This window comes from Carnobacterium funditum DSM 5970, assembly GCF_000744185.1.
In the GTDB taxonomy this organism is placed as follows: Bacteria; Bacillota; Bacilli; order Lactobacillales; family Carnobacteriaceae; genus Carnobacterium_A; species Carnobacterium_A funditum.
This window is the reverse complement of record NZ_JQLL01000001.1, coordinates 1814560-1827912: the sequence shown is the minus strand read 5'-3', so window position 1 is coordinate 1827912 and position 13353 is coordinate 1814560. Positions and strand designations below refer to the sequence as shown.

The 13353-nt window shown below is 33.6% G+C and carries 10 protein-coding genes; 1 reads left to right on the top strand and 9 read right to left on the bottom strand.

Annotation, left to right across the window (positions count from 1 at the left end; translation table 11 throughout):
• Positions 1-28: 28 nt before the first annotated feature.
• The 6 genes from BR44_RS08565 to BR44_RS08540 all read right to left on the bottom strand — a co-directional run bounded on the left by BR44_RS08565 (position 29) and on the right by BR44_RS08540 (position 9153).
• Complete coding sequence (locus tag BR44_RS08565; protein ID WP_034551885.1) at positions 29-394, bottom strand: type II toxin-antitoxin system PemK/MazF family toxin; 366 nt, start codon at positions 392-394, stop codon at positions 29-31.
• Positions 384-614 (bottom strand): type II toxin-antitoxin system PemI/MazE family antitoxin, encoded by a 231-nt coding sequence (gene mazE / locus BR44_RS08560; protein ID WP_034551883.1) that lies wholly within the window; start codon positions 612-614, stop codon positions 384-386. The genes BR44_RS08565 and mazE overlap by 11 nt, the downstream gene beginning before the upstream one ends.
• 128 nt (positions 615-742) lie before the next feature.
• A complete protein-coding gene (pglX, locus tag BR44_RS08555) occupies positions 743-4279 on the bottom strand; it encodes a BREX-1 system adenine-specific DNA-methyltransferase PglX (protein WP_034551882.1) in 3537 nt (1178 codons plus the stop codon).
• 55 nt (positions 4280-4334) lie between these two features.
• Positions 4335-7952: a BREX system P-loop protein BrxC gene (gene brxC / locus BR44_RS08550; RefSeq protein WP_034551880.1), complete on the bottom strand. Its 3618-nt coding sequence runs from the start codon at positions 7950-7952 to the stop codon at positions 4335-4337.
• Between the two features lie 11 nt (positions 7953-7963).
• Positions 7964-8545, bottom strand: a complete 582-nt coding sequence (locus BR44_RS08545; protein ID WP_034551879.1) for a DUF1788 domain-containing protein — start codon at positions 8543-8545, stop codon at positions 7964-7966.
• On the bottom strand, positions 8542-9153 hold the full coding sequence (locus BR44_RS08540; RefSeq protein ID WP_034551877.1) for a DUF1819 family protein: 612 nt from the start codon (positions 9151-9153) through the stop codon (positions 8542-8544). Before BR44_RS08540 ends, BR44_RS08545 begins: the two co-directional genes overlap by 4 nt.
• A gap of 364 nt (positions 9154-9517) precedes the next feature.
• Between BR44_RS08540 and BR44_RS11560 the strand changes: the two genes are divergently transcribed.
• Entirely contained in the window at positions 9518-9661 is a 144-nt protein-coding gene (locus BR44_RS11560; protein ID WP_156954938.1) for a hypothetical protein, read from the top strand.
• Between the two features lie 275 nt (positions 9662-9936).
• On the opposite strand, the gene BR44_RS08535 is transcribed toward BR44_RS11560, so the two are convergent.
• The 3 genes from BR44_RS08535 to BR44_RS08525 form a co-directional block, all read right to left on the bottom strand.
• Positions 9937-11064, bottom strand: a complete 1128-nt coding sequence (locus BR44_RS08535) for a glycerate kinase (protein ID WP_034551875.1) — start codon at positions 11062-11064, stop codon at positions 9937-9939.
• A 64-nt stretch (positions 11065-11128) separates the two neighbouring features.
• Positions 11129-13027 (bottom strand): ferrous iron transport protein B, encoded by a 1899-nt coding sequence (feoB, locus tag BR44_RS08530; protein ID WP_051912638.1) that lies wholly within the window; start codon positions 13025-13027, stop codon positions 11129-11131.
• On the bottom strand, positions 13017-13262 hold the full coding sequence (locus BR44_RS08525) for a FeoA family protein (protein WP_034551874.1): 246 nt from the start codon (positions 13260-13262) through the stop codon (positions 13017-13019). Before BR44_RS08525 ends, feoB begins: the two co-directional genes overlap by 11 nt.
• Positions 13263-13353 lie beyond the last annotated feature (91 nt).

Sequence of the window (13353 nt, the reverse complement as noted above, 5' to 3'; positions counted from 1 at the left end):
TTTTTATTTATTAACTCTCTTTAGTCTTTTAAATTTTAAACGAAAAATTATGCATAAACATTTGAACAATTTGGTAAAACGTTTCTTCTTCTATTCTATCTAAAAATTGAATATTCCTAGTAGCTTTTTCTGTATAATCTAATGAAAAAACTTGGTTTGTATTTACCTTGCTGGTAGCTATTCCGTTAGCTCGTAATTTGTCTGATTCAATTGGAATAAGAAAGACTTTTTCTTTTTCTGTCGTTGTAATCGGACAAACAATCACAAGATTCGTTGCACGGTTATAATCATCACTGCTTACCACTAATGCAGGACGTCTTTTATTGATTTCATAGCCTTTTGACGGCGCAAAATCAATAATGACTATATCTCTTTGTTTAGGTTTATAGCTCATCTAATTCTCCTTTAACAGGGACAAAACCGACGTTTAAATCTGGAGTATAGAATTCGCCATCTTCAGCAATCTCAAAAGGATTGTTAATTTTAGGAATCATTACGATAGCTCCATTATCTTTTTTGATGAAAAAAAATTCTTCTCCTTCTTTAACACCAAAAGAACTAGGTATGGTAACCATAATCGAATTCCCTTGTTTTCTAGCCTTAATTGTACTCATAGAAACTCCTCCTTTTCTTATTATTGTAACATGTCATTACAACCCTTTACAAACAGAGTGCTTTTTCTATTCTAAATTTCCATAAAAAAACTTCCCAGATAAACTTACTATCTAGGAAGGATCTTTCCTTATATTTTTTCTAACAAATTCATTTGAGTCACCCTATGATTCTCTGTTCCTGTTACAGGGATATTTTGAAACTTCTCGTAATTAATTTTTACACCGTCGTCTAAATCTAACTCAATTTCTTGATCCGCTAAATTCTTCAATATTAAGTCATAATCCCTTAATTCTTGTAATTGCTTTTGAAATTTTTCTTTAGTCTTTTGAGCTTTAGCAACTTCTTTTGAAGAATCACTGCCATCACTAACAAGCTGTGCTTGGCGCATCAATTCAGAAATAGTATTCGTTAATGGCAATACATAATCTGTACGAACACGAGCTAAAGTAGTTGTTTCATAACGATGCAAGTAAATTAACCCTTTAAATGCGTCTTCTTTTCCACTTGTCATTTGCCAATAAATAGGTCTTTTTTGATATATCTTTTTATGATCCTTAAAGAAATCTTTCATAAAATACCGGCGAAGAGCCTCTCTTGAATTTTCATTCGTTTTCATTCCTAGAGCTTCTGCGATAAACTGTAGATTTTCTTCAACCGTTTGTTCTCCAAAAATAATCTTTACTAATTCTATTACCCGAGACACAATATCGTCTTCGAAATAATGTTCATCTGTTATTGGAATAACATTATCTTTATCTGGTTTATATGTCTGATACTGCTCTAATTCAAAGTCACCACCAGCATATATTAAGCCTGGCTTGTCCAAGGAATAACGACCGAAAATGACTCCTACTAGATAAGATAAAAAGCTTTTAACATCACGACTTAAATCTGCTTTTCTTATGGTGACGTCTTCGTCTTCTATTTCAGGAGTTAGTTCATCTTGTAGACCATAAATATCAATAAATAGTCGGTTTAATTCTTCTTCATTTTCTTTTAATTCATTAAATCTATTTTCAGCTACATTAGACCACCTTTGAAATATATTTTCTATAGTTCCAAAGTTTTCTTGATAGGTAATGAAGGGGTGCTTTTCAAAGTCCCAAGACGTTTCAAATGAATCCCAATCTTGCTTGGATACTCTTATATTACTCTTTACTATTTCATTAACCTTTTCGCTATGTCCATTAATAAAAGGAATTTTACCCATTGGACCTTCATGAAAATCTAATGTAGGAGATAGACATTGTAAAAATAAAACAACTAATTTAGTATTCATATACCCAAAAATATAATAAAAATCTTCATCTTTAAGTGGAAAAAGAACGGAGCCTTTAGTTTCAAAAATCGCATTATCATGGTATCTAAATGACGGTAATGAGCTGCTAATCGTTGACCATGTTATTCCTTTTTTGAAATAATAAGATGGATTACGAATAACGGAACGTTGTTTTCCTTCTGAATTAATAAAATTTTTCATATTACGTCCATCATTTTCCCACTCAACTACGTAATTATTATTACCATACCATTTCCTAAATGATCCGCCTTTTGACGTAGGAAACCATTTATATCTGCTTTCTAAAGCATTTTGAATACTTGAAGCATTAAAATTAATCTCGGTTGTCATTAATTCGAACCAATAACGTAGAAACCTATCATTTTCACCTGTTGCTAGACCTTGTCTAGGCTCAGAAGATGTGCTTAAAGATAGGTTTTCAGAAAATTTATTGATTATAGCATCGGATAGCCAATAAGCTACTGGACTTCCTGGTATCTTTTCAAAATTATTTTGTGTGATATTATAATTATTTTTTTTGTTTAAAATCTGATATTGTTTTTCTTCACTAGTATAATCAACTAAACGTACGTAATTACCGATAAAATCTTTAGTCTTTTGATTTTTAATGATAAAAGATACACTTTGTACTATTTCCCCATTTATTTCTGGAAATGTTCTTGTTCCGGTATGAACTATACTACTAATTGTTTTAGTTTTAATAACCGATTTTCGTAACTTTTCATATGAACTTAGGAACATCCATGCATGTTGATTAATCATAGCTACATAATAATTATTTTTAGTTAAATTAAATTCAACTTCCATCATTACTGCAAATAGATCCGATTTACTTACTGGATAATGTTTCTTTACATACTTCTTTAATGAATCGTTCATACCACTGCTTCCCATATAAGGTGGATTTGTAACTGTAACGTGGTATGTACGCGACAAGAGTTGATATTGATGAATAAGTTGTTCAATGTGAGGGCTAATATATTCTAAAAATTCTTGTGCAAAAATGTCGTTATTGGATAAGTCCTTAATATCGTTAAGTGCTTGTTCAATTGCTTCAATATTTACTGGCGAGAGTTTAATGATTGAGCCATATAATTTTGCATCTTCAAAGTTTTCGTACAGTTTTCCAAGCTCTTTATTCGCTTCGTCTAAATTTCCAATCACTATATTTTCGATTAAAGAAAGATCATTACTTTCTTCAAAACCCAATAAATGTAATGTACTATCTCGTTCGAAAAAGCTACGATCGTACGAACGTGCTTTCATAACCAGAACAAAACTTGCCAATTGAGAAGCCCTTTTATCAATATCTAATCCGTATAAGTTATTTTCTAATATCAATGTTGGGATTTCACGAATACGATACCCTTGTTCTAAATATATTTCTTTTAAGACTTCAAATGCTTCCAATAACATATGTCCTGAACCCATACTTGGATCCATTACTCTTATTTCTTCAGGCTTAATAGTCTTACCCTTTACCCTTTCTAATTGTTGCATCACACTTTCTGACTGTTTTGCATCTTCAATATAATAGGGTAAGAAATCACGCAATTGAGTACTTGGATTGTTCTCTATCCATAGCCTTCCTAATGAGTTGTCTACCAAATACTGTACAATCCATTTAGGAGTGAATATTTGAGTTGCTGGACCGATTTCATTTTTCCCAATTTTTTTTTTACGGATATTTGCGAAAATAGTATTTTTTTCTTCAGAAATATAGTATTGATACAACCATCCAATAATTTCTATTTCTGACCAATCTTCTTCAGGTATATCCTCTATAAGATGTTCTATGAAACCATTTTCTTTCAGCAGACCATTTGGCAACAATAGAAATAAATCGCGTTCTATTTTATCAAAAACATTTGGAATCATTGTTTCTAATTGTTTGCTCTGCTTTTCAATAAGATAGTTAAATAAGTCATCTACTCTATGCTCATCTTGTAATTTATAGACGACCTCCTTGTCCATTTTAAGCTCTTCAATAAGATAGTTTATTTCCGTAAGAGCATCTGGCTCATTTTTCCCTTTTTTTGTTGATGATAAAATTCGAGTTCGAATAGGTAAATAATCATGAATTTCCATGTACCTTAAAGCTACAAAGCGATTGAACCAAGTATATGTCGCTTCTTTTATAACTTCTTCGTAACCATTCAATTCAATTCGTTTGACTAAATGGTCATAATTATTTGCTGTATCAGCATCGACGACTTGACCATTGATAATCATGCCATCTTCTAAATACGTTTTCTCTGCCATTCTTCCAGAAGTAATTCCCCAGCTTGCTGCTTGTGCAATCACTAAATTAGTTAATTCTCGTCTTGCATTCAATACAAATATCTTCAAACTTGTTTTATCCATACTCACACTTCTTTCATTTTAAAAAAGAGCTAAAATGATTTAGCTCTTTCTTTTATTAGATAAATTGAATGTATTTATTTTCTGTTAACTCTTTTTGAAGTCTTAGTTTCATTTCTTCCATCAACTTAGCTAACTCTGCTTCATTTCGAATAGTGTAGCTACTAGAGGGTATCAATTGACTGACATGTACCAATACTGCTTGTGGTTCATGTATGATGGGTTCAACTTCTTCTTTTTCAGGATAAGATTTTTCTTTTTGTATATTTTGTTTTGCTTTTAATGCTATTCGCCGTTCTTCCGCTAGTTCATGCTGGTATCTATTAATTTGACTAGATAGTTGATCTGTAATAAACTCGACTTCAGATTTAGCAGCACTTAAATCTTTCAACGTGCCAGAGTTATCAACCTTTTGTTTTAATACCTCAAAGCGACTGCGAATACTATGAACAAAGTGCTGATTTACTTCTTTGTCCGTTTGAATAGAATCGAGTAATATTTTTTCTTTGTTTGTTACGTTATCCATTAGCGGTCCAATTTCTCTATTCATTTCTTCCGTTAATGACTGTTTATATTGTTCGACTAATTTTGGTAAGTCGCTCAACCGTTTATATGGACGTGCCATTTTTATAATATTTTGTATTTCATTTCCCACGCTTAAAGTTTCTTCAAGTTGAATCATGGATTGATCATCTTTAAACCGATTGCGTATTTTGTAAGCTTCATCATAAACTACTTGACTATACTTAAAGAATGTCTGTATTTCTATCATTTCATCCGCATCATCATACAGGTCCATTGCTGTCCGATGTAAAGTTTGAATAAAATCTAACGTATCTTGTACATGAACTACTTGGGTAATATCTTTCAGATACTGATTGATCTCTTCTTGCCCCGGATAAAAATGTTCTCGATATTTTTCTAGTAGTGTGTGTAATTCTTTTTGTTTCCGTTCTAATCTCGCACGAAATTCTTCGGCTATCCTATCTTCTTTATCTTCTGTTAAACGAACTCCAAATAAATCTTTATGGAGTTGCTTAACCTCACGGAGGATTCGTTCGTCAATCACTTTTCTTTTTTGAATAAGCATTTTTTCTTGGGAGTTTCGGTTCATCAGTTGTCGTTCTAGCATTGGATCTTGCAACTCAATGGTTTGATGATTTGTTTTTAGAATGATTTTTTCTGCCTTAACTAAACGTATGATAGAGACTAGAATATCCTCTACACGCCAGCCATATGGTTTTATTTGAAATTCTTGAATCAAGTTAAACAATGTGAACGTAATTTTTCTTTCGGACTGTCGCTGAATATACTGTTGGATAGTCTCAGTAGCTAAGTGATTTTCATCATTACCGTCTATCCCTATCTCTAGTAATTCGATATCATCTTCATTAATAACTGAATCAAAATCACTCCGTTCATAAAATTTTTGGACATAATTAAGATGGCGATAAATATTTGTTACCAATTGATGTAAGCCAGCACTAATAATTGAAGGAGCATTTGTTCCACTAACTTCTACTTCTGAACCGTAAATATAGATATGTGCATGCTCTAAAGCATTCCGCAATTGAACTTGAATAGTGGCTGTTAACTCATTTCGTTCACGAGCTTTACGGTTTAAAATATCCTGTTCTAAGTCTGTCCGTTTACGAGAAGAATTCACACGTAAATACTGATCAATTTTCATAATATTTAACATATCTTCATAAAACGTTCCTGTAGAATCTAATTCCACAATTACTTGGTTTTCTCTTGAAGATAGTTGCAAGATACTTTCTGGATTCTGATAACTATCCGAATAAGGAGTAATCATTCGTACACCTATTTCAGCGTTAGCATTACCAATAACACGATCGTCTATCCAACGAGCTACGTCAAAGTTGTAACTGACGCTTTTCTTATTCAAAACCGAATAATGTGTGTATTTTTTCAAGTCGAGTATATCACTATAGATTACTTCCCCAATTTGGTTAAGTAAGTTGGCTGTAGGTACTTCCATATTTTGAATTTCGCGGTTGATATCTTGTTCTTCATTAGTCAAAAAGATAAACTCAGATCCATTACGCTGAACTAAGTACTCTTTCACTAATCTTCTTAAAGATTCTTCAACTTGTTTACTTGCTTCTAATTTATCCTCATCTAATTGATTAATCATTAAAGTCGCGACATTTTCACTATTAGCTGGAATTTCTTGAATATACCGAATTAGAAATAATAATTTTAATACTTCGACGTCAAATTTATTTAAACTAGCATTTTGTTGTGCCTTTATAATAGTTGATCGTATACTATAATCTAAACTAGAGTCTAGGTTCGCAAAAAACGATTGAAATGGAATTAAAGAACCTACAGGATTATCTTTATACTGTAAAACAGCTAATTGAATCGTTCCTAATAAATTTCGTTCTCCTGTGGAGACACTTGAACCAGCAAGTCCATGTCTACGAATTTCTTCTAGTACTTTTTGTAATAATGTAATTTGATAAGGAACAAAAGGATAAAAATCAACAAAATCTTTCATTGTGTCGTATACTTTTAATGTAGCCGTATCAGTTGAAAAAGAAATTTTATTCCGTAAAGCCGCTTGCATTCGTTCATCGTATGTAATTTGTAACGTTTGTTTTGCCGTGTCATTTTTAGCCAATAAGCGCTTTTTGATAACTTCATCAGCATTTGCAGAGCTTAAGCTTAGGCGAGTCGGAAAGCGACCTTGAATTTTTGAAAAATCATTCGAAGAAGAAAGATCATTTTCTAAATTGTCAATATCCTGTTGACTTGTGACCACTACCCAAACTTGCCCTTTTGTATAACGACCGATATCTTCTGCTACAGTCTGCAATTCAACCATTAAATCCTTATTATCAGAAATATATTGGCCCATTTCATCAGCCATAAACACTAGGCGGTAATTAGAATCTTTTTGATCTACATATTTTTTCACTCGTCTGGCAAACGAATCAACACTAACATCATAATTTTCCTCACCAGTTGTAATCCAATGGCGTGCACTTTCTTCGCTCATATCTGTTGCTTCCATAAGAGCTTCTATCATCTCATCTTCATTGTAGAAAACTTCATCCCTTCCTTCTTCCCAAATAAGACCAGCTTTTTCTTCAAATGACTTTTTAAACACTTCATATTGCCCTTTGTCCTCTAAGGTTTCTTCTAAATGAGCAATCCAGGGTATAGAGGGGCTGTATCCACGGTGCTCATCAAACACTTTATTAAAGACTTTGACAACGGCTAATTTTCTTTGCTTCGTATTTGCTCCAGCTTTAGAATCAATATTAAACAGGACAACATCCGTTTGGTAGCTAATCGCATCTTTCATCTTTTGTAGTATCATCGGATAGTGAATTTTTACTTCAAAATAATCAACAGGTCTTTTTCCTGAAACGATTTTGTTGCTATCTAATAAATACGATACTATCTTCAAGAAATGCGACTTCCCTGAACCAAAGAATCCTGATATCCAGACTCCAATCCTGTCCGTGGGTTGTTTATAAGCTTTATTATATGCCTCAAAAAAAGTATCTAAATGTTTTTCCATTTCTTCTGTTACAACAAATTCTTCTAACTCTTGCTCCGCTTTTGCTTCTTCTTTTTCATCAACGACAACTACACCTTGGATTTCTCGTTCAATATCTTTATAAAACAACTCTTTTATTTTCAAGTTAACTCCTCCTATCTAGGTACTATTTGAAATGCACGATAATAATTATCATCGTGAAAAACATCAAATAATTTTAACGTATTATTTTCAAATCTGCCTGGGTAAAACATAATTAATGGTTTGTGAGTGATAATTGATTGTAAGTTATTTAAAATGACATGCGAACGGATAATTGGGTACGCTTTTCCAACTCCAGTAATCAAAACAATAGCATCTTCATTTAATTTTTCTTTAATAGAATTAACAATCACATCCCGTTCAGTAGCAATTTTTAATCCTTGTTGCATTTTTTCAATCACTCGTTCACTACCTAGTTTCTCTTCAGCTCGAAAATTCTTTTGCATATAATTTCGTTCTTCAAAAAAATCAATGATGATATCGTAAAGATTAAATTCTTGAAAATGTCTATCTCCAGTATGCTTAGTGATATATGTCGTCATCTCTGGAATGGCTTTGCGTATCAAAAGTTCATCTTTGGGATCATAATCAAAAATATAATAACTCATTTCATTTCCCAATCCTTGTTTCTCTAAAAAGTCAGGACTTATTAACTTTTCTTGTAGAATATTCAATCTCTCTTGAGTCGTTCTCATATTAACTCTCCTAACACTACTTCTACAGCTGGAGTATAACCTTCTTCTTTCAAGTAATTTCTAGCTCCAATTGAAATGAATGGCTTCTCTATTTTGTAATGACTTTTTCTTATTTCATGAATCCAACCTGCTTCTTTTAGTACTTGCAAAAAAGAACGCGCTAATCGATTGTAAGTATAGTCTTCCCATTTAGCAACTGTTTCATTTGTTTCTGCTTTACGCTCAATAAATCGAATGACTTCTTGTTTAGAAATTTCTGTATACAGCGTTAATAATTTATCTAAATAAAGTTCTCTAGCAAATTCTATGAATAACCGATCAGCACAAAGAATGCTGTAGACTACTAAAGTTTTAGACGTTTGGTTATCTTCTTGTTGAATCATCTCTTGCATTTTCTTATCGAGTAAAGACAGCCTATACAACAATTCGCTGCCAACTGATTTTATTTGAGCAGCAGACGTTAACTGTAAATGATTTTGGTCGTTCAACTTTTTAATAATTTCTTCTTTCGTTATATTATTTAATAAAAGTTGGTTGATTCGTTTAGTCTCTTGATAAAATAGGGGGCAAATTTTTATAGTTGTACGATATTGATTCTTTTTTTCCATAATCTTCCTCACATAAAGCTTTTTACCTATATTTTAACATAAGGGCTATAAGAAAAATAGATAAGTAAGTACATTGTAGTATCATCCTACTTTACTCGTGTTCGCTTTTTCTTTATTAATGCCTTTCAAGTATTTTATTTCATTTAGTTCTATTCTATTTAATTTTTTGAACAACTTTTATGTTCCACACTCTTTGGCTATTCTTTTTCGTTCTCATCATTATCCTTTATCAATAAATATTCATTTAGCTAACTCATTCGCTGACAATTTTTTTAACGTAACACAAGGTTGCTTTTGATACTATCAAAAACTAATATATGCTGTTGCATCACTAAACATAAAATCTCAAGATTTTTATCAAACGTTGGTCGATGCATTAGAACAAACAGAAACAACACAAGTTCCTGTCGTTAACTATGAGCAAGTGAAATCTATGTATGAAGAACTAAACAGAAAAACAGCTGAAAACGTCTTGAAACCTGGTATGCTTGTGGCTGTTATGTCTTAACTTCAAACTGAAGATTTATACATTAATCCAGCAGAAACAATATCTGTTTTTAGCAGTAAAAGAATAGCATGTTATCCAATCTATCAAGGAAACGTTAGAAACGTGTATACAAGAGTAATCGTTAACACTAGTAAACCCGCCACTGTTTTGAGTACTTCTGTCAATGCAATAAAATACAACTACGTGCTACCATCACTATGAAATAAAAGTAGAATAGAACGATTCTTTCAAACATAAAACCTCTCAGAATTTTTTCTGAGAGGTTTTTGCTATTTTTAATCGATTGAGTTTAAAAGAAATAGCAGTTCCTTGGTTCGTTGAGCCGCTCTTTTTAAATTCTCTCCAGCATTTCCCATCGCTTCTTCTAATGTAGTAATTCGATCTACGATGGGTATTACAGCATGGATACCCACTTTTTTAAACGCTTCACTGTCACCCGTAAACGCACCAACAAAAGCAATCGTTGGAATCCCGCGTTGTTTGCTTAAGCGACTGATTCCAACAGGTACTTTTCCTTGCAGCGTTTGATTATCCAGCTTCCCTTCACCAGTCACTACTAAGTCGGTATCCTTCAGTAGTGTCTCTAGCTGGACTTGTTTTGCAATTAATTCTAGCCCAGAAACAACTTCAGCACTTAACACTTTTCTAAATGCTGCACCTAGTCCACCCGCTGCACCGTCGCCAAAGTGATCTACTTCATTTTCTAAAAGGATACTCTTAAACTGTTCCATTGCCCTTTCATATGCTGACAGCTCTTCTTCTAAAATCCCTTTTTGCAAACCAAACATATAGACTGCCCCATCTGGTCCTGTTAACGTACTCGCTACATCAGCTGCAACGATGAATGTTGTTTCTTTTACACGCGAATCTAATTTGTCCTCGTTTATGCTTGAAATATTCGCTAGATTCTTTCCAACAGGAGTCAACTCTGCTCCTTGATTATCATAAAATCTTACTCCTAAAGCTGCTAGTGCTCCTATGCCACCATCAACCGTTCCTGAGCCACCTAGTCCAATAATAATCGTTTCAGCCTGTTTATCTAATGCTTTTAGGATTGTTTCGCCAACACCGATTGAACTGGTATTTTTAGGATGTGTGGCTTCTTTAAAATCTAAAAATTGGATACCGGCAGCTGCAGCTGCTTCGATAATCGCTGTTTTTGATTCTGCTAGCCAGCCAAAAACTGTCTCTATAGCCTCTCCTTTTAGATTATGAACAGCCACCGTTTCATAGACACCCTGTCCATTCTCTACAAAAACTTCAACAGTCCCTTCTCCTCCGTCTGCAATGGCTATTTCTACAACCTCTATTTGTTCATCTTGGAAAACTTCTTTTATGATACGATTGGCTTCAATACTTGTTAAAGAACCCTTCATTGAGTCCATAGCAGAAATTATTTTCACTGGATTCACCTCCTGTTAAGGTCAGTTGGTATACGATACTAGTCATTGTAACAGCTTTTTCCTTTTATACTAAATGAAAGAGATGTGCTAAAAAGGTAACGATCATCGTTGTTACTATTCCCATTACTGTTGGTACTAGGAAGGATATCCATGTCCATTTGGCACTTTTCGTTTCTTTGTATATCGTCATTAACGTTGTAGAACATGGCCAGTGGTAAATCGTAAATAAAATGGTATTCACTGCTGTTAACCACGTCCATCCATTATCTAGCAAAAGTGTTTTAAATTGATCTAATGAATCGAATTCGAAGAGCGTTGATTTACTCAAGTAGCCCATAACCATAATTGGAATAACAATTTCATTTGCAGGTAATCCAAGAATGAAAGCCATTAAAATGGTTCCATCTAAGCCCATTAAACGAGCAAACGGATCAATTGCAGTTGTAATCCAGGTCAATATGCTAGCGTCACCAATCCTAACATTAGCCATTATCCAAATGACTAATCCAGCTGGCGCAGCAACAATAATTGCACGCCATAAAACAAATAGCGCTCTATCAAAAATAGATCGAACAATAACTGATCCAACTTGCGGTTTACGATAAGGCGGTAATTCCAACGTGAATGAAGAGGGAACGCCTTTTAAAATCGTTTTAGAAAGCAATTGAGAAATCCAAAATGTTGTTAATATCCCTAAAATAACTGTCCCAGCTAGAAGAACCGCTGAAAGTAAACTACTTCCCAAACTTACGGAACTTCCTACAAAGAACATAGTAATGATTGAAATTAATATTGGAAACCGGCCATTACATGGCACAAAATTATTCGTTACAATAGCAATTAATTTTTCTCTAGGTGAATTGATGATTCGTGTTCCTGTTACACCAGCTGCATTACAACCAAATCCCATACACATCGTCAGCGCTTGTTTGCCACATGCTCCTGCGTTTGCAAAAAACTTATCTAAGTTGAAGGCGACACGCGGCAAGTAACCGAAATCTTCTAGTAAGGTAAACAAAGGAAAGAAGATAGCCATTGGTGGCAGCATTACTGAAATAACCGTTGATAATACATTATAAATTCCATCCATTAATGCGCCACGCAACCACTCAGGCATATTAATAGCTGCCGCGAATTGATTCAAGTAAGCCCCTATTGTACCAAACATACTTGCTAAAGCATTTGAGGGTGCATTTGCTCCTTGTATTGTTAACCAAAAAACGACAATTAATAACAAAATCATAATTGGAATACCGGTCAGTTTTTGCGTCAAAATTTTATCCAGCTTGCGATCGCGGCGATTATGATCCTCTTTTGTGAAGCTTATCACATCGTTAGCTATGACTGTCGCTCGATCTAATAAGGCTTTTGTATTCTCTTCTTGGTTTTCCTTTAAACTAACTAAAGCTTTTTTCATATAGGGGTTCATTTTAAGTTCCTCAGAAACCACTTTATCTATAGCAGTCATTAAGTTATCTAATCCTTCATTTTGACGTGCTGCTGTAGCAATGACAGGAACTCCTAATAACGATTGCAATTTATCGATATTAATCTCTATTCCTTTTTTACGTGCCTCATCAATTAAGTTAACACAAACCACCACTTTGTCTGACATTTGCATGATTTGTAACACCAAATTTAAATTGCGTTCTAATGAAGTTGCATCACAAACACAAATGGTCGCTTCAGATAAATCAGATTGGATAAAATCTTGTGCTACCTCTTCTTCTTCTGAATTAGACGAAAGGGAATAGGTACCTGGTAAATCAACTAAACAATAATAGTTATTTTTATGCTGCTTTGTTCCTTCTGCGATACCAACCGTTTTTCCAGGCCAATTACCAGTGTGTTGTTTTAAACCAGTCAATTGATTAAAAACAGTGCTTTTTCCAACATTAGGATTTCCTGCTAAAGAAATGACATGCCCATTTTTTTCATTTTCCAATATAAACTCATCCGACATCGTTTTTCTCCTTTATTTTTACCTGTATATAATTAGCATCCTCATTACGGATTGCAATAACCGTCCCTCTTACTTCATATGCTTTAGGATCTTTCTTTGGACTAACTAGCACTAATTTGACTAATCCTCCAGGATAAAAGCCCAAATCCATTAACCGTTGCTGCATTTGTGGATCTGGATGACCAACTTTTGTCACCACTACTGACTCATTTCTGTTTAATTTTGACAACTTCATTATAATACTCCTTTTCATCTTTAAGGTACACCTAATCCTATTTGATTGTACACCTTAATATGAGTGGATACAATAGATTTATCCACTCTTT